Here is a 24712-nt window from a genome sequence, read left to right as displayed (position 1 = left end):
TTGAAGACACTAACAGTTGAATTGGGGGAAAGAAGTTACCCTATTTTTATTGGACAGGGTTTGTTAGGGCAAGCCGAACTGGTTAAGCCTTATGTAACCGGAACGCAGGTTCTTATTGTGTCTAATACCACGGTTGCCCCTTTGTATTTGGAAAAAGCGAAACAAGCCTTTTCAGAATATGACGTTAAAACGGTTGTTTTGCCGGACGGTGAACAATATAAAAACCTTGATGTTTTGAATCAAATTTTTGACGTGGCGATTGAAAATCGTTTTGACCGAAAATGTACCTTCGTTGCTTTAGGCGGCGGGGTGATCGGTGATATGACAGGCTTCGCTGCCGCATCTTACCAACGAGGGGTGAATTTTCTTCAGATTCCGACCACGTTGCTGTCACAGGTCGACTCTTCTGTCGGCGGTAAGACTGGCGTAAATCATCCGAAAGGGAAAAACATGATTGGCGCTTTCCATCAGCCAGAATGCGTTGTCATTGATACCGATACCTTGAACACCCTTGAGGATAGAGAGTTGTCCGCAGGACTTGCCGAGGTTATTAAATATGGTTTGATTGTCGATTATCCGTTTTTTGAGTGGTTGGAACAAAATCTACCAGGCCTGCTGGCAAGAGACCCCGTCATTTTGGCAGAAGCAATCGAGCGTTCTTGTCAGAATAAAGCCACGATTGTGGCAAAAGACGAAAAAGAAGCAGGTTTGCGCGCTTTATTCAATTTAGGCCATACCTTTGGCCATGCGATTGAAGCCGGAATGGGGTATGGTAATTGGTTGCATGGTGAAGGGGTTAGTGCTGGGATGATGCAAGCGGTTTATCTTTCTAAGTTGATGGGAGATTTAACACAAGCAGATCAGGATCGAATCGCCGCCATTTTACAGTCGTCTCATTTACCCGTGTTGCCACCCAAGGAAATGAGTACTCAACAGTTTTTAGATTTAATGGCGGGTGATAAAAAAGTACAGGCCGGTCAGATTCGGTTGGTTTTATTGAAAACCATCGGTAAAGCCTATGTGACTGGAGATTATCCAGTGGAACTATTGGAACGGACTTTGGTTGAATATCGTTAGTTTGTAAGCATGTGAGGAGGAAGAAGAATGCTAGACAGAATGGCTCAGCAATTTGAAGCAACAGGTGTTCGTCTTTCCATGCGAGAACAATTAATGATGATTGAAGTCGAAAATGACTTTGCTAAAGCCACGATTACGCCGCACGGAGCCTGTGTTCTGAGTTTTGTGCCAAAGAGTGGTAATCCTTCAGGAGAAGATCTTTTGTGGGTGTCGGAGACGGCGGTGTACACTGGTGAAAAACCGGTTCGCGGTGGTATCCCAGTCTGTTGGCCATGGTTTGGTCAAGCTTCGGAAGCCGGACTGCCGGCACACGGGTTCGTTCGTAATCGTGTATGGCATCTAGACAGTGTTAGAAATTTAGAGGCAGGGCTGACTGAAATTGTTTTAATGCTTGAGTCTGATGAAGCATCACTCGCGCTTTGGCCTCATGCGTTTCGTTTGGAGCTAAGAATTGAAGTCGGCACGGAATTGGTGATGACATTGACGACGCATAATTTGAATGATCATGATATTGAAGTGACAGAGGCGTTCCATTCTTATTTTACTGTTTCGGATGCTGAATCTATCCAGGTTGACGGTTTAGAGCATAGCTTTTGTTATGACAAATTAACAAATTCAGACCCGGTTCAACAGGCGGGGAGCTTAGAAATTGTTCCGCCGATTGATTCGGTTTTTATTGACCAATCAATGCCAGTAAAAATTAAGGATGCTCAGCTCCAAAGAAGAATCTGTATTGAAAAAGGAAATAGTCATTCCGCTGTAGTATGGAACCCGGGTCCTGAAATTATTAAGGGGTTCTCGGATATGGATAATGGCGCTTGGACAACCATGTTGTGTGTTGAAGCGGGGAATGTATTACAGAATGCGGTCTGGATTCCAAGTGGCGAGAAGCATAAAATGATTATGAAACTGTATGCGGAAGAATTTAAATAAGCTAAGAAAGTTTTACATATAAAAAAGGCGCCATCGGCGCCTTTTTTGTTGAAGTTCATACGCTTAATCTGCCATACTCGCCTGTAACATTTTGATGGCTTGTTGTTCGATTTGACGAATACGCTCCATGGAAACGCCGTATTCTTGTGATAACGCTTTTAAGCCAGTTTTGTCATCGCTGAGCCAACGCTTTTGCAAAATATCTCGACTACGTTCATCTAGCTGGCTTAAGGCTTGGTACATTTTCCCTAACTCATAGTCAGACTGTGAGTCATTAGATAATTGCATTTCAGGATCAAGTTCCTGGCTGACCAAGACCGGATAAGTCTTAGAGGTAGCTTCTTCCTCGTCTGGGGATAGATCGACAGACATATCTTGACCATAAAGACGCATTTCCATTTCTAAAACGTCTTTACGAGTGACCCCTAGCTCTTTTGCAACCGCATCAGCATCTTTATCTCCGAACCATTCCAAAGATTTTTTCGAACTACGTAGTTTAAAAAAGAGCTTGCGCTGTGCTTTGGTAGTTGCCGTTTTAACAATACGCCAGTTTTTAATCACGTATTCGTTGATTTCGGCACGAACCCAATGAACCGCAAAAGTCATTAAGCGGACTTTTTCAGCAGGGTTAAAGCGTTTAACCGCTTTCATCAGCCCAATATTTCCTTCTTGAATCAAGTCACTTAAAGGTAAGCCGTATCCATTGTAAGAGCGTGCAATCGGCACGACGTAGCGCAAAGACGATAAAATAAGCTGTCTTGCTGCATTTAAATCTTGTTGTTGGTATAGTTTTTCTGCCAACTCTCTTTCTTCGTCAGCTGAAAGTTGAGGAAGGGTTTTTACCGTTCTCAAGTAGCTTTCAATATTCTGTCCAGGAGTAAGATTGTTCGCAAATGTAATCAATTGATTTGTCATATTGATCCCTCTCCTAATTAAATTAATATCAACATATTACACTTAATTTGGCACTCAAGTCAAGAGAGTGCTAATGTTTTTTAAAATTAATGCATTTATTTTTATTTCAATAAGTTAGTGTGGTTTTTTAAAGTATTTTGAAGAATTGTTAAGACTGGTGTCAGAAATGAAATATGAAGGGAAGTGATTGAAGGAGAATGGGGTTAATCAGAACCGGAAAAAGGAGGAGAAACCGGCTCTGACTAAGGTCTGTCATTAACCGTTATCGGCTAACTGACCCGATTGGTGCATCATTTCTAACCATGCATCACGCAATTCGGTTAGGATTTCAATGGCGCTATCTAGGTAAAAACTGTCTTTTTCAAAAACAGCTTCCTGGATTGATTTATCTGCATAACGATAAAGCTCGTCTAAATCATACGCCAGCGGAGTGGTTTCTGACATAGCTAAGCGATCACGTAAAGCGTCTAAGATAGTTGTCATACGACCTAAATGAAAGCCTTTTTCAACAAGGGCGTTACTCTGATGGCATACTTTTGCTAAGTTTCCTTTGTCGACCACACCTTGTAATAATAAAAGAATGGTTTTGCTAGGGTTATCAGCCAGCTTTGATTCTGTATCTGGGTTGCGGTTGTATTCTTGAAGAATTGGGGCTTTTGCTTCTGATGTCATTGTTTGATTCGTTGTCATGATCATGCTCCTGTACGGTAATCTGATTTATTGAACGTTTAAAAAATTCTTTCTGTCTTATTACAGAATCATAGAAAATTCTAAAGTTATTCTGCTAAGGGTCGTACAGCAGACAGCGTGCCAGGTTTGGTTTTATATGCTTAAGATTTTGAAAGTAAAGGGTATTTTAAGAGTTGTATAGCGAGGAAATCAGGAGAAAAAGTGAAGAAATTAGCCAGTAGTCAGATATTTGGCGATGCGATGTTAGAAAGCCACTTTTAAGATATTTAGGTTAATAAACAGTATAAAAGCGGCTTTTCAAAGGCATTTTAGAAATGCACTTTAATTGCCGCAGCGGAGGCCTTGGCTTTTTCAATGGCTTTTTCAATAGAGGTGTCGCGAGCTAAGGCAACCCCCATTCTTCGACGGCCGGCAATTTCTGGTTTGCCGAACAAGCGGATTTGGGTATTAGGTTCTTTTAAAGCTTCTTCTAACCCACTGAATTGAGTTTCTGTTGAGTGGCCTGTTGGCAAGATAACGCTGGAAGCGGATGGTCCGTGTTGGGTAATGTTCGGAATGGGAAGACCTAAAATGGCTCTTAAATGCAGTGCAAATTCAGATAAGTCTTGAGAAATTAAAGTCACCAGGCCTGTATCGTGTGGGCGAGGAGACACTTCACTGAAAATGACTTGGTCATTCTTAATAAAGAGTTCAACCCCAAACAACCCCCAGCCCCCGAGGGCCTCTGTAATTTTTAAGGCAATTTTTTCCGCCGAATCAATAGCGATATCGGACATTGGGTGCGGTTGCCAAGATTGTCGGTAGTCACCATCTTCTTGTATATGGCCTATTGGTGCGCAAAAGCTAGTGCCATTTTTATGACGGATAGTTAATAAGGTAATTTCGTAGTCGAAATCGACAAATCCTTCGATAATGACCTTGCCTTTGCCTGCTCGTCCACCTTCTTGTGCATAATGCCAGGCTGAATCAATGTCCGCTGTCGACTTTATGACACTTTGTCCTTTTCCTGATGAGCTCATAATCGGTTTCACGACACAAGGAGCACCAATGGTATCGATGGCGGCAATAAAGTCTTCTTTGTTATCTGCAAAAGCATATGGGCTGGTTGGTATATCAAGGTCTTCAGCGGCTAATCGACGGATTCCCTCACGGTTCATCGTTAGTTGAGTGGCCTTGGCAGATGGCACAATGTTAAATCCTTCCTGTTCCAATTCGGCTAAAGTGTCTGTGGCGATGGCCTCAATTTCTGGCACGATATAATCAGGTTTTTCTTTTTCGATAATGTGTCGAAGCGCATCACCATCCAGCATGCTTAGGGTATAACTTCGGTCTGCCACCTGCATGGCAGGGGCATTTTCATATCGATCCAAAGCAATCACTTCTAAGCCAAGTCGCTGGGCTTCAATCGCCACTTCCTTTCCTAGTTCGCCTGCACCGCATAATAAAATTTTGGTGGCAGTCTTTGAAAATGTGGTACCGATTTGCAACATGGCATTCCCCTTGCTTATAGACTTCTTAAAAAGAAACAGCCAAATTTATCGGCCGAAAGAATGAAAACTTGAAGGCAATTATAGTGGATTTTATCCAGTTCTGAAAAATAACGATTGAAGTCGAGTGATATTTTTAGCGGTGATGACAGTTTGATTTTCAGATAAGGCAAGGGATGTAGGAATAATAATATGATTGAGTTCGCACAAAATACTGCTTTGGAACCGCTTCTAGATCATTTGAAGTTTGATCGTCGCTATGTATCGTCTCGCTCTTTTGATACTTTTCCGGATATCGCGGCTAATGAAAAGTCCAGTGTTAAGCGGTTATTATCTGAGTTGCAGCACAAGTTTTCAGATTCGGCTGATGTCGCTTATTTGATTGAATCTGAAGTTAGCTCTAGAACAGCGGAATTGTATCGTCGTGCGAATTATGACTCTTTAACGCACTTGCCTAATCGTGCCCATTTTCATGATATTTTAGAAAATTTAATTCAAGGGACTACGCAAAAAGAGAGTGTGTTTTCTTTATTGTTCTTAGATTTAGATGGTTTTAAGACTGTTAATGACACCCAGGGGCATCATATAGGCGATGAATTGTTACGACATGTGAGTGGTCGGTTGATTTCGTCTGTTAGAGAAGAAGATGTTGTCAGTCGTTTAGGCGGTGATGAATTTGTAATTTTGCTAGCCGAGACAGAAGATAGAGCTGAAGTAGAAGATATTTGTCAACGCATTATTAATGAAGTGTCTCGCCCTTACTTGTTTGAAGGACAAGAGGTGAGAACGTCGACCAGTATTGGTGTTTCAATGTTTCCACAAGATTCAAGATTGGCGTCTGAATTGATTGAAACAGCGGATGAAGCACTGTATGTTTCAAAATCAAAAGGCAAGCAAACATTTCGTTTTTATAATGATGTTAAGCAAGAAGTGCCGACTCATAAACATGTTATTCAAGCTAAATTTGATGCCGCTGTTTTAAATGCAGAGTTTGCGCCTTATGTTGAGCCTCAAATCGATTTGAAACAAAATCGAGTGGTGGGTGGTTATGTCAGTATGGAATGGCTAACTGCAGAAAACGGGCAGCAGGCACTGGAGTCATGGCAGCATTTATTAAAAGAGAGCCATTCGGAAGCTTCTATGAGTTTATGGTTGCTGGACAGTGCTTGTTTTTATTTAAACCAATGGTTAAAAGTGGATGCGGAGTTTGTTGTGACGGTGCCTGTTTTGGAAGGGTTGTGGCGACAAAAAGGTTTTCTGGAGCTTTTAAACCAAAGAGTGAATCAGTATGGGATTCCTTCGAGTCAACTGCAGTTAGCCTTTTCATTAAAAAGTTTTGAGACATTTGATCAAGATTTAAAGGCATGTCTTCAAGGGTTGTCCGATCAAGGGTATCAATTGACTTTAACGGGGCTGGGCGGGCAAGCATTTAATTTTGCAATGCTGGTTGGTTTGAATATTCAAGAATTTAAATTTGATGAAGTCTGGTTGCATGAACAACTTGAAACAACCTCTGGACAACAGTGGATTCAAGCCCTGATTCAAATGGCTAAAAGTTTGGATTCTTGTATGATTGCGACAGGGATTACATCAGAAAGCCACGTGAAAAAATTGACGGAATCGGGGTGTACTCTTGGACAGGGCGTTTATTGGTCTGCTCCGATTGAAGCAGCCGAATTTAAACAATTGATGGTTTAAAAGGGGTGCAGCTTTGTCTGAATCTTCAAGCAAAGCCAAGTCAACCCCGGTACCATTAAGGCTTTAAGTGATTTAACATTTCAAGAATAAGGCGTGCTGAGTGTGTGGCTGCTTTATCTAAATATTGTTCAAACGTCACAGCATTCTCTTTGCCAGCAATATCCGATAAAGATCGAATAATCACAAAAGGCGTTTCAAACGCATGGCAGGTTTGTGCAACAGCCGCCGCCTCCATCTCACAAGCAATCATGTCGGGAAAGTATTCTCGCGTGGTGGCGACATCTTCCGGCAAATGCATAAAACGATCCCCGGTGGCAATCAAGCCATGCATATGGGTCACTTCTTGCAAGGCATCAATACTGCGCTTTGCAACATCAATCAACTTTACATCGGCAAGATAGCACTCTGGATGACCTGGCACTTGACCTCGCGCATAGCCGAACGGGGTAACGTCGACGTCATGATGACAAACGGATTGGCTAATCACGATGTCACCGACGTTTAATTCCGTATGGAAGCCTCCTGCCGAGCCTGTATTGATGACAGAGTCCGGTTCATATAGCTTAATCAGTAAAGCGGTTCCAATGGCGGCATTGACCTTGCCAATGCCAGAACGTAATAAAATGATGTCAATGTCATTAATTTGACCCAAATAGTATTCAAAACCACCGTGAACTTCTGTTTTTAAGTTCTGAATCTGGTTGCGCAACAAGGCAACTTCTTCTTCCATAGCACCAATGATGGCAACTTTCATAGAAAATCCTTCTTAAACTTCGTTGCCAAGCGCTTTTAGGGTGTCTTTATCCAAGGCAATGTTTTCATTTTTATTCACCCCAATGCCGTGGTCAATGATGTTTTGTGCAATGGATTTTGCTTCTTCTAAAGAGTGCATTTTATAAGTGCCGCACTGGTATTCATTCAACTCTGGGATGTCTTCCATTTTTTCAACATCCAGCACGTCCTGCATGGCCTTCATCCAGGCATCCGCCACACGTTTCTCATCTGGTGTGCCGATGACACTCATGTAAAAACCAGTACGACATCCCATTGGTGACACATCGATGATTTCCACATCATTTGCATTTAAGTGAGTACGAATAAATCCAGCGAAGAGGTGTTCCAAGGTGTGAATGCCTTTTTCTCCCATCATATCAACATTGGGTTTATTGAAACGTAAATCAAATACGGTGATGGTGTCGCCTCCAGGTGTTTTCATGGTCTTGGCAACTCGAACGGCAGGTGCGTTCATGATTTTATGGTCAACTGTAAAGCTGTCGAGTAATGGCATAATCAATCCTTTGTAACGTTATGATGTCTGATTGTATTGAGTGAGTTTATTGTAACGAATCATGCTTTTTAATTCTTTAACATATTCGTGTTTTCGAGCTGAGTAATTGACCAACCCTTCTGTCATTTTGAGACCGGTTAACGGCTGATTCTGTTGACGAAGTTGGGCACGGATTTTTCTCAGTTGTGCATAGGTTCGGTGGCTATTCAAGTTATGGATATAGCTTTTGACGGAAAAATAAGGGTGGTCAAATGCTCGAACTTCGTGAATGGCGCCTTTAGTGCGTTGTTTAGGAACCAGTCCACACCCCTTTGAAAAACACCATTGACCAAAAAAGTTATTGGCTTGGCGTGCAAAGCGAGATGTTCCCCAGGCACTTTCATTTGCCCCTTGTGCAAGTGCAAGTGAGGTTGGTACGACATCGATTCGGACAAGAAGAGCCTTTAAATCGGCAGCTTTATTGGGGTCCAGGTTTTCCAGTCCATACAGATCACCTTCTTTTTTCAGCCAGGCCTGGTCCTTTTTTGAAAGGGTTTGTGCGGCGATTAATGTTTTGAGGTGAGCACGTTTTTGCATCACTTGTTGATTGGCTTGGTGAATTAAAGGCACCATAAATTTGAAAAAAGCGTCTTTTCGAGGTGGACCCGCAGCGAATTCTTTAAATTGTGGAGGAGGGGGCAATTTTACGGCTGTCTTTTTAGGGGTAGCCTCGACTTTGGCAGGTGTTTTTGTTTCGGAAATGGAGGGGTTGGCTGACGTTGATGTTTCTGCAGCAACAGAGGATGTCGGTTTTTCGGCCGTGTTTGAAGAAGGCGCTTCATTGCAGCCGGTTAATAAAAAGAGGCCACCGATTAAGCCAACCCATGGTGAGGTGAGAGCGATTTTTTTCATTATAGATCCTTGTCGACGCGGTTGAAAACGATGACTATATGATAACGGATTGCAGTCATCAGTTGTAAATAACCTAGTTATCTTCTCGGGTAATTAATTTAAAAAACCAAAGAGTCAGGGACGGGATTTTTCTCCAAAACTATTGGGGCGCTATTTTTTTATCGCAGAAACTCCGCTAGAATGAAATCAATTGAAATGGAACGGGCCGTTATGAAAGATACGAAATTACGTTATGCCACTCTTCTACAGTTGGTTGAAAATGCGCAAGATGGCATTGTGGTGGCAGAAAAAGAAGATCACGATACGATTTTGATTTATGTAAACCCAGCGTTTGAAAAGCTGACAGGATATCGTTCGGATGAGATTTTGTATCGGGACTGTCGTTTTTTACAGGGTAGCGATACCGAACCGGATGCTGTTAAAACCATTCGTTCAGCGATTGATTCGGCCAAACCGGTTAGAACTGTTTTAAAAAATTATCGAAAAGACGGTACGAGCTTCTGGAATGAACTCAGCGTCACGCCTTTTTATGACGAAGTGGACCAGTTGACTTATTACATTGGCATCCAAAAAGATGTGACGGAAGAAGTGGCATTAAAAAATCAATTGGATGCCGCACATGCAAAAATTGCCGAGCTAGAAAAACAACTTGAAGCTGCAAAAGCTTAATTGAGACTTTGTGCTCTTCCTATGGCGTCAATAAGGCGCTATTCAACGGGTGGTAATTGACTTGTAGTTGTTGGGAGATGTCTCCCGGTTTTTGGTTCAAAAACAGAAAAAGTTCAAAGCTTGGATGTGCCTCAATCCAAGTTTGCCAGCCGTCATTATCGAAAGAATCAGTCTCATCTATTATCACAACGCCCATACAATGCAATGCTTGTAGCTGGGGTAAAATCGTTGCAAAATCGACTTGTCCGGACGGTTGTGTTAAAGGATAAAACCCTTTAGACACCATATACAATGCTGCTAATGCACCTTGAATATCGCTGGTCTCAACGGTGCTTTGTAACCATACCCGTTTGAGTGGGGGGCTGAGTTGACGAGTTGATAAGTGTAGCCTTGAATGGAGTCGGGGTATGAGCAAGCTATGCCATAAGCGATAGGAAGGCGTGTCTTTGTTGTCGGACAGCTCCAGTGTTAGGTGTGTCAAAATATCTCGCCAAGCTTCACTGGGATAATCTGCCAACATACTATCGAGTAAGGCGTTCAACTCAAAAATATTTTGGTTTTCTAACAGCTTTCTGAGCTGCGGAGCCAGTTCTTTTTCCGGTTTGGGTTCAATGATTTCAGGTCTGGCAATATTCACCAGGTTCTTGATTTGGCTGATCGGAATGCCCTGCTGGGTCAGCTGCACTACTTCTTTAAGGGTGTCAATATTGTGTTGGGTATAAAGTCGGTGGCCTGAATCGGTTCTCACCGGCTCAATTAATCCATAACGACGCTCCCAAGCGCGAAGGGTGATGGGGTTGACCCCCGTCAGTTTGGCCACTTCCCGAATCGGGAAAAGTGCGTCGGTAGCATGGTGAGAATTTGTCATAGCTGGTATCTTATACAGTAGTTATACATTCGTCAATCTACCTGGGTTAAAGATTTAAGGGCCGCCACTTTTTCTAAATGGTATTGCCTTGATTGCGTTAAGTCGATTATCGGACAAAAACGTTTTTCATCAGGTATGAATTGCCAGGGCGCATGAATGTGTTTGTTGTCATATCGTTTTAAATCAGGTAGCCATTGACGTAAGTAGTGTCCGTTCCTATCAAATTTTTCACTTTGTCGGACGGGGTTGAACAAGCGATAGTAAGGCGCAGCATCCACCCCGCAACCGGCCACCCATTGCCAGCCTAAGGTGTTGTTGGCCGGGTCAGCATCGACTAAGGTGTCATTAAACCATTCTGCGCCGGCGCGCCAGTCAATATCGGCATTTTTGGTGAGCCAGGAAGCCACCAGCATACGGACACGGTTGTGCATCCAGCCTGTTTCCCAAAGCTGTGTCATGCCCGCATCAATAATCGGCACGCCCGTACGCCCCTGACACCAGGCCTGGTAATTTTTTGATTGTTCACAATCTGCTTTTGCCAAAGGGCGGTAAAAGGTTTCAAATTTCGCTTGAAAAGGATGAGTTTCAGTGTGTGGAAAATGCCACAAGATGGCACGGGCAAACTCGCGCCAAGCCAGCTGTCTTAACCAGCCTCGAATGGCTTGATTGGGAATGCTGGCGTGCGTTTCCAGTGCTAATAATTCGAACACAATGGCACGACTGTGGATTTCTCCAAAATGTAAGTGGGGAGAAAGTTGGCTGGTGCCTTCAATGGCTGGAAAGTCTCGATCCTGTTCGTAATCTGCTAAAGCTCCTGTCAGAAAGCCTTCTAATTTTGACCAGGCCTGGGCTTCTCCCACTTGCCAGTGGCTCATCACTTTTTCAACCCACGGGGATGTTAATAATTTTGATAGGCGGGGAGAAAGTTGATGGTCATGCCGTGTCTGACAAGCCGTTTCGGCTGTTTTTTCTAAAGTGTTTATCGAATCGGGAAAGGACTCTAACTCGGACAGCTTTTGGTTGAGACAATTGTAGAAAGGGGTGAACACTTTATAGGGCTGGTTAGACTGGTTGAGAAGTCGGTCATAAGGCAGCCAGTTTTCGGTTTGAAAAGCACGTAAATGAATATTTAAGTGTTGGCATACGTTGAGTGCCTGTTGTTGCATCTGTTTAAACGGGCTGCCGAGTTGGAAAGTATAGAAAACCTGTTGAATCTGGTAGGTTTGAATCAGATCTTTCAGTTCTTGCTCAAAGCTTCCTTCCAGACACCATAACCTGCCATCGAGTGCTTTAAAATCTTGTTGGAGTTGGGATAAGCTTTTGGCAAGCCATGCCGTATTGGCTGCGCCGATGGTTTGTTCAGGGTCATGAAAATACGCCACGATGACATCGTCTGATTCTGCCAGCGCCGCTTCTAAAGCGGGGTGGTGTTGAATTCTCAGTTCTCGTTGCAGCCAAACCAGTGTTTTCATATTCATAAGCCCTTTAAAAGATGGGTCTTAACGGTGTTGGAAAGAGGGGCTTCCCCTAACCATAAGCCAAAATAAATCGCCTTGAATCCAGGTGTTTTATTTTCAAATTTCAGTTGATTGTTTAGCCATAGCTGGGTACCTTTGATCGTGTTATAAGACAGTCTATAACAATCACTTGGCGAGACGTTTTCATAGGCTAAGTATAACTCATTAATCGCTTTTAAATGTAACGGAGACAGTCGTTTCGGTAAGACTTTTTCCGCCGCTTCAACAAAGTTTTTTTGACTTAAAGGGACGTGATAGCACAATTCGAGACTAAGGGCCGTTTGATCTGAAAGCAGGTTTTTATGCGTCGTGATATCAGAGACCCACAACTGTGCGTCGTAAACAGGAATCAGTCCTGCCCAATAGGCGGTCGCTTGACCAGACTTTTTCAGAACGGGCATTTCCGCCATGGTGGGCAAGGGGCGCCCGAATACGACTGAAAATAAAATAAAAAGGGCAACCCAACGAGTCGGTTGCCAAGCATGGAGATAGCTTAAAAAGGACATTTTGATGGTTTCCTCTAAGAGTCTTTGCGGAAAAATAAGGTCACTTCCCCGACCTTGAATCCCCATTTTGTGACTTCCGCACGATTGATTAGGGTGGTGTCTGTCTGTAGGAACATCCAGTCATCAAATTGCACATGCAGGGAATCGTCTTTATAGGGTAAATCCAGCGTGTATCGCCAATTTAAAACCGGTCCGGCTGACATACCTTTTGCCGTTCCGATGACATCGCCCGCTTTACCTTCATATTGATTAGGTGCGGTTTCGGTGATGACCCATTGGCGATGTTGTTTTTCCCCATCGTCATAAAGAAAATGCTCGTCTAGCACCAGTCTTTTCCCGTTTGGGGTCTTTGTAACCGTGCCGTGAATCTCCACTTCAAAGCGACGAATCAGGTCGCCATTTCGATTTTGAAACTGTCCCCAGGCCTTGGTTTTTCCAGAAAAAAAGGTCATCAAATCCAATTTTGGATTCAAATGAGCATATTTTTCAACTGGCACTGCACTGCAGCTGGCGAGCAGTAAAGGAAAGTATAGAATAATAAGGGTCCGACGTAGCATAAATAGACTCCGTGATACGCTAAAAGCGTTTTTCCAAGGTGATTTGATAAACCGAGATATGTTTTTGTTCAAACCCGACACGGCAATAATCTAGGTAGTAACGCCAAAGTCGTCGGAATGCTTTGTCATAGCCCATTTTTTCCAACGCCTCTGATGACGCGTTAAAGTGTTTCAGCCAATGTTTCAGCGTTGTTGCATAGTCCTGACCAAATTCAAACTGATCCACAACCTCGAAGTGATGATCAATTGCCAGTTGGTGAAGTTGTTCCAAGCTTGGAAGAAGTCCCCCGGGAAAGATATAAGATTGAATGAAGTCAACACCATTTTGGTAGGCTTCCGCTTCATCATTATCAATCGTGATAATCTGTAATACTGCCTTTCCATGGCTTTTTAAATTACGTTGGAGCTGTTCAAAATAACGATGCCAGTATTCTTTCCCAACGGCTTCAAACATTTCAACACTGACGATGTAATCATATTGACCAGTTTCATGCCGGTAATCCTGTAAGGCGAGTTCAGTTTTTGTATCGAGAAAAACGGCTTTTAAGCGGTTTTGAGCATACTGTTGCTGTTCAGTGGAAAGCGTGAGTCCTTTAAGGGTAGCGCCTTTTTGCGCGGCCATTTCTGCAAAACCACCCCAGCCGCATCCGATTTCGAGAATATTTTCCTGACCGTGTAATGCGAGTTGATCCAAGATGCGTTGGTATTTCTGCTGTTGCGCGAGTTCGAGAGTGTCGTCACTTGCCAAGAATAGCCCGCTGGAATAGCTCATACTTTGGTCGAGCCAAAGTTCATAGAAATCGTTGCCAAGATCGTAGTGAGCAGCAATATTGCGACGGCTATTCGAAAGGGAGTTATGACGTCTTCGATGACGCCATAAATGCCACATGCCTAAAGGTTTTTTATGGTGTAGTAATTGGGAAAACACCTCTTTGTTTTGGTGTGCCAAGGTCATTAAGTGATACAAGGAGGCCGTTTGAATAGAGCTTTCTATATACGCTTGCGCAAAACCGAGCTCTCCCTGTGTTTTGAGTAAGTAGCCAAATCGCAACATAGACATAATTTCCAGGTCGGCATGCGTGCCGGGTTCAGAGCCTTCAAATCGATAGGATTGCCCTAAATATTGCACGGTGAGACTGCCTTTTTGAATATGTTTAAAAGGCAGATTTTGAATAAAATTTTGTAGTAGCTGAGAAGGAATCATCCATTCAATGGGGGTGGTAATAAGTTTTAACATGATGTCATCTCCGAATCACTGTGCTTGGTTTGAGACAGATTTTTAGGGGTTGAATGAAACTTTCCCCCTTTTACCCAAATTTTGAGTGCCCACCAATGAATCAGGAAAAGAACCTTCACTGAATTCACTGGAAACAGCAACGTTGCCTTTAATAAGAACGCATTGCTGAGCGGTGTCTGCTTACCGGTTTGCGTTGCAACCAGGGTCGGTTGGTTTTGTTCATATTGTTTGATAGACAACTTGTAATGGTCGCTCGGCGCATAAAATCTAAACTGATAAAACGCTTCCATGCTAATGAAAGGGGAAACATGAAAATCTTTATTGGCGCGTGCTTTTAAGGCACTGTGATGAGGCATTAAAGGCGCCCCTTGGTGAGTGAGCACGTAATGGTGCCATTGACAGAAAGTATTGCTGACTTCTGCGATGATGCCGATGAGGTCATTGCTTTGGCTGTATGCATACCAGATTGCCAATGGGTTGAATACCACCCCTAGCATTCTGGGAGAGCAGACCAATTCGATTCGAGCAGCAGGTTGTAGCAACCCATAATCGGCAAATAGGGTGTCCGCCCACTCACGCCAAGAAACGTCTGGATCGCGAGCACCGAAATCTTTGGTGTATAAACTGACCAAGTTGAACCGATCTATTGATAGCCACTTTAATTGATCGGATTCAGTTGCAATATGGTCAATATCGATTCTTAAATTAAAGACTTTGTAGTTAAAACGATATTGGAAAGGACGCAAACGTTGATGCATCACCTCACAGATATATGCATGGCTAGGCATGATTAGGTTCCTTATCAACGGGGTCGTCTTTTTTCCAAGGCAACGTTATGCCGAACAAATTTGCAATTTGAACGGCACTGCGCAAGCCATCTTCATGAAATCCATAACCGGTGTAGGCGCCGGCAAAATACAACCCATGTTTCCCTTGGAGGTCGATTAAGTGTTTTTGCGCTGAAATAGCGGCCTGATCAAAGACAGGATGGTCATACTCAAACCTTTTGAAGGTTTTGTCTGGGTCGGGGTGTGTAATCGGGTTAAGCGTGACAAAAACCGGCGTTTCCGTTTTGAGCGATTGTAAAGAATTCATCCAGTAAGTCACAGCCACTCGATTCTCTTCGTGCGCCATTTCTCTTAGGTAATTCCAAGCGGCCCAAGTGTTTTTACGACAAGGCATTAAATGGATGTCCGAATGCAAATAGGCAGTGTTTTTTTGATACTGAAAGGCTTGTAAGAGAGAAAAGTCTTTTTGACAGCTGGCAGCAATCATCTGATAGCTTTCATCTGCATGACTAGCGAGCACCACTTTATCGAAATAAGTGGTGTCGCCTGATTCGGTTGTTACTTTTATCTGCTGTGTGTCTGACTGCGGAGTGACTTGTGTGACCTTGGTGTGAGTATGACGTTTAAACGTTGCTTGCTTCAAGATTGCTTTTAAATACTCAATGCTGCCATTTGCCACGGTTTGCCATTGCGGACGGTTTTCGATATTCAATAAACCGTGATTTTCAAAGAATTGTAAGAAGCTTAAAACCGGAAACTTAAGCATGGTTTGTGTTGGGCAAGACCAAATCGCGGCTGCCATCGGCAGTAAATAATGGTCACGCATGGCAGGTGACATTTTATGCTTTTCTAAATATTGTCCTAATGTCATTTGTACAAGATTTTTAGATTGAGCCGCTAGGTCTTGTTTTGCGCGCCGATTGAAGCGAACGATGTCGGTGATCATATTCCAGTGTGTAACGGAAAAAAGATTGCGTCTTTGCGCAAAAAGCGTGTTGAGGTTGTTACCGGAGTATTCAATTTTTCCATGATCGATGGATACGGAAAAACTCATCTCTGTCTTAATCGTTTCGATATTTAAATGTTCAAACATTGCCGTTAATAAAGGGTAATTGGGTTCGTTATACACAATAAACCCAGTATCAACCGGTACCGTTTGGTTTTCATGGTCTTGAATTTCTACCGTATGCGTATGCCCGCCTATATAGTCATTTTTTTCAAACAGCGTAACTTCATGGTTTTGACTTAAAAACCAAGCGCTGGCAATGCCGCTGATACCACTACCAATGACCGCAATTTTTTGTTTTTCTGGGGTAACGAAGTTGGTTTTTATTTTCATGATGCTTCATATTGTATAAGTAATCTGTTATTATTTATACATAAGTTATACAGTTATGCAACAATTAGATTTAAAAAATACGAAATTAAAGAAAGATTTGGAGTGTGAGGCATGAAAAGGATATGGATTGTCGGAGCGTCTTCAGGGATTGGGTTGTCTTTGACTCAGTCCTTGTTACAGGCGGATTATCTAGTGGTTGCGTCTTCTCGAACGGCAGAGCAGTCAGATGCTTTAGCGGTGTTGCAAAAGCAATTCGGTAATCAGTTGCAGAGATTGAATGTCGATGTCACTCAGCCCGACGATTTAGTCGCAAAAGTTGACCAGGCCTGGTCATTTTTTGAGGGGATAGATATTTGGTTCTATAACGCGGGGGCATATCAACCGATGTCTTTTGATGCGTTTGATTATGATGCCTTTGCATCGATGAATGCGGTGAATTATTTAGGGTGTGTTGCCATGATGGTCGCCATGAAAAAGCGTGTTCTTCAAAAACCAGATTTTAAGATGCGCTGGATTTGGAACATCAGTATTGCCAGCCAGGTTGGTTTGCCTTATGGCGGCGCTTATTCAGCCCCGAAAGCGGCTTTATTGAATTTGGCAGAATCCATTAAGCCGGAATTGGATTGCTATGGTGTGACGCTACAGGTGATTAATCATGGGTTTGTAAAAACGCGTTTGACCGACAAAAACCCGTTTGAAATGCCAGGTCTTTTAATGCCGGATGATGCTGCAAAAAAGATTGCGCAATTTATTCATTACAACGATACGACCTTTGAGATGACGTTTCCCAAAAAAATGACTTTGTTTTTAAAGTTTTTGAAAATTCTGCCTTATCGTTGGGTGTTTTTTATAACCAAGAGGGTGTTGAAATGAATCAAGTTGATAAAAAAAATTTACTGGTGTATATCCATGCCTATGAAAGCTTAACCGAAGCGAATATGGACAGCCTATTACTTCCCTTGTTTTCTGAAAATGCATATTTTGAAGACCCTTTCAATCAAGTGGTTGGGAGGGAGCGTATTCAAAAGATATTTCAGCATATGTTCAACCATACCCATTCCCCTCGATTCGTGGTGATGAATTATATGTTAGAAGGACAGACCGCTTTTTTACGTTGGGAGTTTTATTATTTAGACAGTCAATTTAAGGAGCATCGCATTATTGGCGTTTCAAAAGTTGTTTTCGACCAAAAAGGATTGGTTCTATCTCATATCGATTATTGGGATTCAGGTAAATATATCTACCAAAAAATTCCTGTTATAAGATCGATTATTCGATGGGTCAATCGTTTCTTTACACCTAATTAATCTAGCACGTTAACGGATGAAACAATCACCCGCTCAAAACCAATCTTCGTTACCCCTTTCAGTCGATGTTGCTTACGGCTGGATGGGGTTTTCACTTGCCTTGCTTGGCATTCCTTTGTATTTATATTTGCCGTCATATTTTTTTGAAAACTGGGGAGTGAGCTTAACCGCGGTTGGATTGGCGTTAATGGTCACCCGGTTGTTAGACATGCTCACGGATCCCATCATCGGCAGGTTGTCAGATAAGTTTGCCACACAAGGGATTTCAAAAGTCTGGCAAATGTTTGTGGGGGCTATGATTTTATTAATCGGACTCGACGCGTTATTTTTTCCAGATGAATCTCTCTTGTCACAATCACCGATGCTCTATATCACTTTTTGGAGTTTTATTACTTTCTTAGGCTGGACGCTGGTAGCTGTGCCTTATCAGGCATTAGCAGCGGAAATAACGCCTGATGCACATGAAAAAACACGCCTAACCCTTTTTAGAGAAGGGTTTAGTATTTTGGGCGTGGTGTTAGCTTTAAGCCTGCCTTTTGTGTTGTCTGTCGCGCCGACTGACCCGTTTGTATTTGACTGGATTTGGTTGCTTGTCTTTTTCGGGATTATTTTGGCTTTAATCGCTCAAGTGCTTCAAGTAAAGCCGTATGTCGATCAAAGAACAAAGTCGTTTTCTCCCTCATTGAAATCATCTGTCTTGAAAAAACTTTGGCGAGATCAACGCTGGAGCTTCTCTGTGATGCCTGCTTATTTTTTGAATAGTTTGGGAAATGCCTTTCCCGCAACCTTGTTTTTGCTATTTGTGTCACATGCGTTACTTTTAGAAGAATATGCCGGTCTGTTTTTAATGGTGTATTTCTTATCCGGTATGTTGGTTTTGCCTGTTTGGTTCTGGCTGTCTAAAAAAATAGGTAAGTATGCTGCTTGGCAATGTTCCATGGCATTTGCCATTATCGGGTTTATCGGCATTTTTGCTGTGTCTGCAGGTGATTTTTATGGTTATTTAATTATTTGCGTGCTGACAGGCATGAGTCTCGGAGCCGATATTGCTCTGCCGTCTTCCATTCAGGCGGATATTGTTCAAAAACTTTCAGAAGAGAGAGATGAGATCAGTGGCATTCTATTTGGTGTTTGGGGAATGCTAACCAAAATGGCGCTGGCTTTAGCTGTCGGGATTGCTCTGCCACTGCTGGAATGGCTCGGTCTCAAACAAGGTGATCAGCTGGCAATTAATACTTTGTGGTTCTTTTATGCAGTCGCCCCAATATTGTTAAAGGTCGTGAGTTTTTATTTAGTTAGTCGAGAAAGAGGGAACTGTTTAAGAACTTCTACCTTGTTATGGGCCCTATTTAGGCATCAAATGGTCAATAAAAAAGATTGTTAATAATAAGATAATGCTGGCAAGTATAGGAAGTCCATACCGATACTTGATGACGGTTTTGGTTTTGGGAGCGCTTTTTTTAGGAAAAGGAATCTCACCTTTATGCATTTTAACGGTTCGAATAAATTCTTGTGCCAGTGTTGGCGAGAGTGCATTGGCGATCTTTGTGACTTTGCTAGAATGGAACGTCGACATCGCCTTGGCAAGCGAGTTTAAGTCACACTGCTTTAGCTCTTTAGAGCGTTGCTCGGTAGGAAGTTGTAACATCCAATCGATTTTCTCTATATCGAGTTCAGTTTTAAACGTTCTTTTAGCCATTGTCATAGATTCCGATAAAACAGTATTATCAGTCAGTTAATCGACTTGTCTTTTGATAACTTTATCACAAACTTTGTCTATTAATGCTTGAATGACTCTGAAAAAGGTTGAATTGAGGAGGTTAAATCATGAGAATAGAAATAAAAAAGCCCAGGTAAAAACCTGGGCTTAATGATGTGGTGCGGAAGGAGAGACTCGAACTCTCACACCAATGGCACCAGAACCTAAATCTGGCGTGTCTACCAATTCCACCACTCCCGCGTATAAAATGTTTTAGAAAAAAACATTTTAAAATAATGTGGTGGCCACACCTGGAATCGAACCAGGGACACAAGGATTTTCAATCCTTTGCTCTACCGACTGAGCTATGTGGCCTTATTTTGATTCGGCGTATTGTATAGAGAGGCGCTGAAGCTGTCAAATTTTATTTTAAATTTATTAAGTTTGATTTTGTTTTTCATCAAAACCGGAGGGAATGTCTTATGCCATACTCATCAAAACGTGATTTACCTGATGCTGTGCAAGCCCATTTACCTGATCATGCTCAAGATATCTATCGAGCAGCCTTTAATAATGCCTGGGAGGAGTATAAAGATCCCAAAGATCGTCAAGGCGATGAAAGTCGTGAGGAAGTTGCCCATAAAGTTGCATGGGCTGCGGTAAAGCAGAAATATCAAAAATCAGGGGATGAATGGGTTGAAAAATAGTTTCAAAACCCCTTTATTTCATAGCAAAAAGGTTGGTTTTTTAAATTTATCATTGGTTTCGGTTAAAATGAGGGTTCTTTATTTAGCGTAAGAAGGCGTTTGAATGGTAAGTAAGAATAAAGGGTTATCCTGGCTGGTTGGCATGGCGTCTGTAATTATCATTTTAACAGCGTTGAAAATAGCAGAAAGTATTGTCGTGCCTATTTTGTTGGCGATTTTTATCTCTATCCTTTCCGTCCCTTTTATTCGACTCATGGAACGTCATTCGGTTCCTAGCTGGTTAGCCATAATGTTGATGCTTAGTATATGGGTTGCGTTGTTAATGTTGTTTTTTTTGATGTTGAGCAACTCTGTAGAAGTATTTAGTAATAATCTTCCTGATTACGCGAATGGCGTTAATGATTTATTGGTTGAATTATCACCGTTATTTAAATATTGGTCTTTTCCTTTTTTTGAGCCCACGTTGAAAGAGCACTTTAGCCCTGAATCAATCATTCAATTTATGGCAGAGGCTTTAGCGGGTATCGGTGTTTTTTTAATGAACACTTTCCTCGTTTTGTTTATTACGATTTTCTTATTGATGGAAGAAAGTACCCTCACTCGGAAGTTTCACGCGGCTTGGCCGAATTCTGAATATAAGCTTCATGCCATTTCTGAGTATTTTAAGCAGGTGAATAAGTATATTCTCATTAAAACCGTAGTGAGTTTTATGACAGGGGTGCTCGTGACCCTTTTATTGATGTTTTTAGATATCGATTTTCCTTATTTGTGGGGGGTTTTAGCTATGCTGATGAACTATATTCCGAATATCGGTTCATTGGTTTCAGCGGTTCCACCTGTTTTCTTAGCATTGATAAATGTAGGCCTTTTTGATGCGTTTATGGTAATGAGTGGGTTTATTGTTATTAATGTTGTACTTGGAAATTTAATCGAACCTAGATTGATGGGGTTTAAATTTGGGTTATCTCCTCTGGTGGTGTTTTTGTCGATAATGATTTGGGGGTGGATGTTTGGTCCGGTCGGAATGATTTTATCAATCCCTCTAACAATGGTTGTCCAAATTGCCCTCTTTCAGAAGGAAGATACTCGAGCCATAGCGGTTTTATTGGGAAATAAAGTGCCAGAGTAGTTTTTCGCTAATAAAAAATCGTCTGACTACTGTAAAATCTGAAGAGATATTTTTGATATTCATCTAAAAAACCAGTTCAATAAAGCTGAGTTTTTAAAAATATAAGGGAAGCAATATGTATTACATCGTTGAAACCAACAAGTCGTTTGAACAAGCAGGTAAAGATCTAGATGCTGCGGTGAAGAATCATCAATTTGGTGTACTTTATGTTCATGATTTGGGCAAAACCTTACGAAGCAAAGGCCTTGAGTTCGCTGAAGACTGTCAAGTGTTTGAAGTGTGTAACCCTGTTAAAGCAGCTGAGGTCATGGGAATTGATATGCGTTTAAATATGGCTTTGCCTTGTCGTATTTCAGTGTATACCGAAAAGGGTCAAACTAAAATCGGAATGATTGAGCCGGCGAAAATGCTAGCCACTTTGTCTGATGATGATGCCTTGCAATCCATCGCAAAAGAAGTTGAACAAAAAGTCATCTCGATGATTGATGAAGCAAAATAAACGGTACGTTCGTTGAGCATAAATATTGAATAATTGATTTGAATAGATGATTAAAAAAACACTTTTAAAGTTCTATGAATGGCCTTTGGTCATTGCTTTTTCGGCAACACTGCTTGCGGTTTATGGGCTTTATCAGGTTTTTGATCAAGGTAATCAACAAGAAATGAAAAGTTGGGGGCAGCTTGCCATCGAGCGTAATAAGCTGGAAACCCTAACGAAAATTTATGATCTTCGAACACAGTTAAAATTGTTGCTGAAAGATGCCGTCGTTCATAAAGATGAAAACGAGCAGCGAGAAATCTTCAATAGAATTTCTCAACTACGGCATAAAATTGTTGAAGAAAGCGCTCGTATACGGCAATTAGCCAGTCAAAAAGAAGAGTTAAGAATCTTGGTTGAGCATAACCAAATTCTTGAAAAAGGGTTGCCAAAGCAGTTCTATTATCAAAGTTTATTACTTGATTTTGGCGCAGTTGAAGAAGCCAAAGAGGTTCTTTATACCGAAGTTATTCCAACGCAAGATTATGCGGATGGCTTACTTTCTTCATTTCATTTGTTGGTCGGCCACTCTATTGAAAGGTTACAACAGGAACATCTCGCTCAAAAAGCCAAAAGAAATGAAAATTTCAAACACCAAATTTGGTTAGTCATTATTTTGATCCTGGCGATCAGTATTCTCGTGATTTCTTTGGTCAGTTATTCCAAACGCCGATTGCAGTCTTATACGGTTGAGCTTGAACAGGAAGTAAAATCTCGCACACATCAGTTAACCGAAGCAAAAAATGAACTTCAAAATTCGTTAGCAGATCTAAAAAGCATTCTCCATGCGGCGCCAGATGGTATTTTAAAAACAGATAAAGACGGCAATATCATGGAAGTAAATCCTGCAATGGAAAAACTGTTCGGGTATTCGTCCGTCGAATTGATTGGCAACAATGTCACGATGTTAATCCCTCGCGCATACCGTAAATACCATACCGAAATTATTCATAATTTGAATGCAAATAGCTTCAATGATACGAATTTAATGGGACAAGATGGTCGCGTAAAAGGTCAGCATAAAAATGGCGGTATTTTTCCGATTGAAGCTGCGATAGGTCCCATTAAGGATTCCGATCAGGATGGATTCACGATTATCATCCGAGACATTACCAGTAGCATGCATATTGAACATAAATTGAAAAAGCAAAAAGAACTGCTGGAAACGCTTTGGAAAGCGACTAACTTATTTATGGTTTATAAAGACCTCCCTGAAGTAACGGATTATTTACTGGGCCGAATTTTAAAACTCACCAATAGTGAATATGGCTTTATTGGAGAGGTGTTAAAAGATGAAGATAATCAGTCTTATTTGAAAACACATGCCTTAACCAACATTGCTTGGAATGAAGAAACGCGAAAGTTTTATGATGAAAATGCGCCGGATGGTTTGGAATTCAAAAACATGAATACCTTATTCGGCAGCGCCATCCGCACAGAGAAAGTGGTGATTAGCAACAAGCCGGCTAATGATCCTAGAAGTGGTGGGCTACCGGAAGAGCACCCTGACTTAGATGCATTTTTAGGGGTGCCGGTATTTTACGGCTCAAAACTGGTTGGAATGTACGGGCTAGCAAACCGTCCAGAAGGCTATGATGACGAAATAGTCGATTTTTTAGCATCCTTTACGCAGAACTATGGAGCATTAATTTACGTTAAACGGATGCTGGCTCAGCAAGAGCAAATGCATGAAGAGATTTTAAAAGAACGTAATGAAGCTGAAAAAGCCAGCCAAGCCAAATCTCAATTTCTATCCAGCATGAGTCATGAGTTAAGAACGCCTTTGAATGCGGTGTTAGGGTTTGCTCAGTTATTGGATATGGAAGACAACCTGACAGCTGATCAAAAAGACAGTATCTACGAGATTGTTAAAGCAGGTAACCATTTACTAGATTTAATCAATGATGTACTTGATTTGGCTAAAATTGAATCGGGAAATATCGATTTATCGATTGAGTCGGTTGGCCTAAAAGAATTACTGGAAGAATGTCGTAACTTGATGCTCCCTGTCGCTGAGAATAAAGGTATTACACTGGATATCCCTGAACTGAACGAACGGTATGTTCGTGCTGATCGTGTGCGTCTTAAACAGGTTTTATTGAACTTGTTATCAAATGCTGTGAAGTACAATGATGATTATGGGCAAGTCTGGGTGGAATGTGAACCACTATCAGCAGAGACTCTTAGAATTTCTGTAAAAGATAGTGGCCTTGGCATACCGACGGATAAGCAAGCTGAGCTGTTCCAGCCTTTTAATCGTCTTGGGCAAGAAGGCGGCGGTATTGAAGGGACTGGTGTGGGGCTTTCCATCACTAAAACGTTAATTGAGTTGATGGGTGGGAAGATTGGTTATGAATCCAATACCCCAAAAGGAAGCAATTTCTTTATTGAGTTGTATATTGACTCTTGTCACCCATTTGAAGCCAGTTTCGACCCGGATTCGCAATCACAATCTGACCAGCTTGATGGCCAGAATAAAACCATTCTGTATATTGAAGATAATCCCGCGAACTTAAAACTGGTGTCGCATGTTTTGGCCAAGCGGGACTATACCAATTTAATTACCGCGCATGAACCTAAGCTAGGGATTGAACTGGCAAAAGCGAACAAACCGCATTTGATTCTGTTGGATATTAATATGCCAGGGATGAATGGTTATGAAGTGTTAGAGGTGCTCAAGAAAGATGACGATATCCGTGATGTGCCAGTGGTGGCGATTACGGCGAATGCCATGTCGCACGATATTCGGCGTGCAAAACAGGCTGGTTTTGATGACTATTTAACCAAACCGTTAGATGTTGAGAATTTTTTAAGCGTTGTAGAATATTATCTCTCGCAAGTTGAAACAAAAGAATAGGGTTGAGAGCTCGTC

At 41.9% G+C, this 24712-nt stretch carries 25 protein-coding genes and 2 tRNA genes; 11 read left to right on the top strand and 16 right to left on the bottom strand.

Going from position 1 to position 24712, the window contains the following annotated elements; translation table 11 throughout:
- Both aroB and P8629_RS00770 read left to right on the top strand, forming a co-directional pair.
- Positions 1-1077, top strand: a complete 1077-nt coding sequence (gene aroB / locus P8629_RS00775; RefSeq protein ID WP_278163542.1) for a 3-dehydroquinate synthase — start codon at positions 1-3, stop codon at positions 1075-1077.
- Between the two features lie 27 nt (positions 1078-1104).
- Entirely contained in the window at positions 1105-2010 is a 906-nt protein-coding gene (locus P8629_RS00770; RefSeq protein WP_278163539.1) for a D-hexose-6-phosphate mutarotase, read from the top strand.
- A 63-nt stretch (positions 2011-2073) separates the two neighbouring features.
- Here P8629_RS00770 and rpoH read toward each other — a convergent pair whose 3' ends face one another.
- From rpoH to purT, 3 genes are all read right to left on the bottom strand, one after another.
- The gene (gene rpoH / locus P8629_RS00765; protein WP_278163538.1) at positions 2074-2925 is read right to left on the bottom strand and encodes an RNA polymerase sigma factor RpoH; all 852 of its coding nucleotides are present in this window, start codon (positions 2923-2925) and stop codon (positions 2074-2076) included.
- Between the two features lie 255 nt (positions 2926-3180).
- A complete protein-coding gene (locus P8629_RS00760) occupies positions 3181-3615 on the bottom strand; it encodes a flagellar export chaperone FliS (protein ID WP_278163537.1) in 435 nt (144 codons plus the stop codon).
- Between the two features lie 308 nt (positions 3616-3923).
- Positions 3924-5105 carry a formate-dependent phosphoribosylglycinamide formyltransferase gene (gene purT / locus P8629_RS00755; RefSeq protein ID WP_278163536.1) on the bottom strand — a complete coding sequence of 394 codons (1182 nt, stop codon included), beginning with the start codon at positions 5103-5105 and terminating at the stop codon, positions 3924-3926.
- A gap of 189 nt (positions 5106-5294) precedes the next feature.
- Between purT and P8629_RS00750 the strand changes: the two genes are divergently transcribed.
- Positions 5295-6800 carry a GGDEF domain-containing protein gene (locus P8629_RS00750; RefSeq protein ID WP_278163534.1) on the top strand — a complete coding sequence of 502 codons (1506 nt, stop codon included), beginning with the start codon at positions 5295-5297 and terminating at the stop codon, positions 6798-6800.
- Between the two features lie 55 nt (positions 6801-6855).
- On the opposite strand, the gene mtnN is transcribed toward P8629_RS00750, so the two are convergent.
- Genes mtnN through P8629_RS00735 form a run of 3 tightly spaced genes read right to left on the bottom strand, consistent with a single transcriptional unit; the run spans position 6856 to position 8979 of the window.
- Positions 6856-7554 (bottom strand): 5'-methylthioadenosine/S-adenosylhomocysteine nucleosidase, encoded by a 699-nt coding sequence (gene mtnN, locus P8629_RS00745; protein WP_278163532.1) that lies wholly within the window; start codon positions 7552-7554, stop codon positions 6856-6858.
- Between the two features lie 12 nt (positions 7555-7566).
- On the bottom strand, positions 7567-8088 hold the full coding sequence (gene luxS, locus P8629_RS00740) for an S-ribosylhomocysteine lyase (protein WP_278163531.1): 522 nt from the start codon (positions 8086-8088) through the stop codon (positions 7567-7569).
- A gap of 18 nt (positions 8089-8106) precedes the next feature.
- The gene (locus tag P8629_RS00735) at positions 8107-8979 is read right to left on the bottom strand and encodes a glucosaminidase domain-containing protein (RefSeq protein ID WP_278163529.1); all 873 of its coding nucleotides are present in this window, start codon (positions 8977-8979) and stop codon (positions 8107-8109) included.
- 210 nt (positions 8980-9189) lie between these two features.
- Between P8629_RS00735 and P8629_RS00730 the strand changes: the two genes are divergently transcribed.
- The gene (locus P8629_RS00730; RefSeq protein ID WP_278163528.1) at positions 9190-9648 is read left to right on the top strand and encodes a PAS domain-containing protein; all 459 of its coding nucleotides are present in this window, start codon (positions 9190-9192) and stop codon (positions 9646-9648) included.
- Between the two features lie 19 nt (positions 9649-9667).
- On the opposite strand, the gene P8629_RS00725 is transcribed toward P8629_RS00730, so the two are convergent.
- Genes P8629_RS00725 through P8629_RS00695 form a run of 7 tightly spaced genes read right to left on the bottom strand, consistent with a single transcriptional unit; the run spans position 9668 to position 16460 of the window.
- The gene (locus P8629_RS00725) at positions 9668-10516 is read right to left on the bottom strand and encodes a MerR family transcriptional regulator (RefSeq protein ID WP_278163527.1); all 849 of its coding nucleotides are present in this window, start codon (positions 10514-10516) and stop codon (positions 9668-9670) included.
- Between the two features lie 32 nt (positions 10517-10548).
- Positions 10549-11988: a cryptochrome/photolyase family protein gene (locus P8629_RS00720; RefSeq protein WP_278163525.1), complete on the bottom strand. Its 1440-nt coding sequence runs from the start codon at positions 11986-11988 to the stop codon at positions 10549-10551.
- 2 nt (positions 11989-11990) lie between these two features.
- Positions 11991-12539 (bottom strand): chalcone isomerase family protein, encoded by a 549-nt coding sequence (locus P8629_RS00715; RefSeq protein ID WP_278163524.1) that lies wholly within the window; start codon positions 12537-12539, stop codon positions 11991-11993.
- 14 nt (positions 12540-12553) lie between these two features.
- Positions 12554-13096 (bottom strand): DUF3833 domain-containing protein, encoded by a 543-nt coding sequence (locus tag P8629_RS00710; protein ID WP_278163522.1) that lies wholly within the window; start codon positions 13094-13096, stop codon positions 12554-12556.
- A 19-nt stretch (positions 13097-13115) separates the two neighbouring features.
- Positions 13116-14333, bottom strand: coding sequence for an SAM-dependent methyltransferase (locus P8629_RS00705; protein WP_278163520.1), 1218 nt, complete (start codon positions 14331-14333; stop codon positions 13116-13118).
- On the bottom strand, positions 14327-15121 hold the full coding sequence (locus P8629_RS00700; protein ID WP_278163518.1) for a DUF1365 domain-containing protein: 795 nt from the start codon (positions 15119-15121) through the stop codon (positions 14327-14329). The genes P8629_RS00705 and P8629_RS00700 overlap by 7 nt, the downstream gene beginning before the upstream one ends.
- Positions 15114-16460: an NAD(P)/FAD-dependent oxidoreductase gene (locus P8629_RS00695; RefSeq protein ID WP_278163516.1), complete on the bottom strand. Its 1347-nt coding sequence runs from the start codon at positions 16458-16460 to the stop codon at positions 15114-15116. The genes P8629_RS00700 and P8629_RS00695 overlap by 8 nt, the downstream gene beginning before the upstream one ends.
- A gap of 111 nt (positions 16461-16571) precedes the next feature.
- On the opposite strand from P8629_RS00695, the gene P8629_RS00690 reads away from it, so the two are divergent.
- From P8629_RS00690 to P8629_RS00680, 3 genes are read left to right on the top strand one after another with little or no spacing between them, the layout of a single operon-like run.
- Positions 16572-17333 carry an SDR family NAD(P)-dependent oxidoreductase gene (locus tag P8629_RS00690; protein WP_278163514.1) on the top strand — a complete coding sequence of 254 codons (762 nt, stop codon included), beginning with the start codon at positions 16572-16574 and terminating at the stop codon, positions 17331-17333.
- On the top strand, positions 17330-17767 hold the full coding sequence (locus tag P8629_RS00685; RefSeq protein ID WP_278163512.1) for a nuclear transport factor 2 family protein: 438 nt from the start codon (positions 17330-17332) through the stop codon (positions 17765-17767). The genes P8629_RS00690 and P8629_RS00685 overlap by 4 nt, the downstream gene beginning before the upstream one ends.
- 16 nt (positions 17768-17783) lie before the next feature.
- A complete protein-coding gene (locus tag P8629_RS00680) occupies positions 17784-19151 on the top strand; it encodes an MFS transporter (RefSeq protein ID WP_278163511.1) in 1368 nt (455 codons plus the stop codon).
- Here the strand turns inward: P8629_RS00680 and P8629_RS00675 are convergent.
- From P8629_RS00675 to P8629_RS00665, 3 genes are all read right to left on the bottom strand, one after another.
- Positions 19113-19466: a hypothetical protein gene (locus P8629_RS00675; RefSeq protein ID WP_278163509.1), complete on the bottom strand. Its 354-nt coding sequence runs from the start codon at positions 19464-19466 to the stop codon at positions 19113-19115. The two genes, P8629_RS00680 and P8629_RS00675, sit on opposite strands and share 39 nt — an antisense overlap.
- Before the next feature lie 177 nt (positions 19467-19643).
- A tRNA-Leu gene (locus P8629_RS00670) sits at positions 19644-19727 on the bottom strand.
- Positions 19728-19765: 38 nt separating this feature from the next.
- Positions 19766-19841: transfer RNA gene (locus P8629_RS00665), tRNA-Phe, on the bottom strand.
- Between the two features lie 107 nt (positions 19842-19948).
- Between P8629_RS00665 and P8629_RS00660 the strand changes: the two genes are divergently transcribed.
- From P8629_RS00660 to P8629_RS00645, 4 genes are all read left to right on the top strand, one after another.
- Positions 19949-20173 carry a ChaB family protein gene (locus P8629_RS00660; protein ID WP_278163507.1) on the top strand — a complete coding sequence of 75 codons (225 nt, stop codon included), beginning with the start codon at positions 19949-19951 and terminating at the stop codon, positions 20171-20173.
- Between the two features lie 103 nt (positions 20174-20276).
- Entirely contained in the window at positions 20277-21302 is a 1026-nt protein-coding gene (locus tag P8629_RS00655) for an AI-2E family transporter (RefSeq protein WP_278163506.1), read from the top strand.
- A 115-nt stretch (positions 21303-21417) separates the two neighbouring features.
- Complete coding sequence (locus tag P8629_RS00650) at positions 21418-21801, top strand: DUF302 domain-containing protein (RefSeq protein ID WP_278163504.1); 384 nt, start codon at positions 21418-21420, stop codon at positions 21799-21801.
- Positions 21802-21847: 46 nt separating this feature from the next.
- Complete coding sequence (locus P8629_RS00645; RefSeq protein ID WP_278163502.1) at positions 21848-24697, top strand: ATP-binding protein; 2850 nt, start codon at positions 21848-21850, stop codon at positions 24695-24697.
- The last annotated feature ends 15 nt before the right edge of the window (positions 24698-24712 follow it).

It is taken from the genome of Hydrogenovibrio sp. 3SP14C1, from assembly GCF_029625905.1.
Classification (GTDB): domain Bacteria; phylum Pseudomonadota; class Gammaproteobacteria; order Thiomicrospirales; family Thiomicrospiraceae; genus Hydrogenovibrio.
The sequence above is the reverse complement of the archived record's forward strand: the minus strand, read 5'-3'. Positions and strand labels throughout refer to the sequence as shown.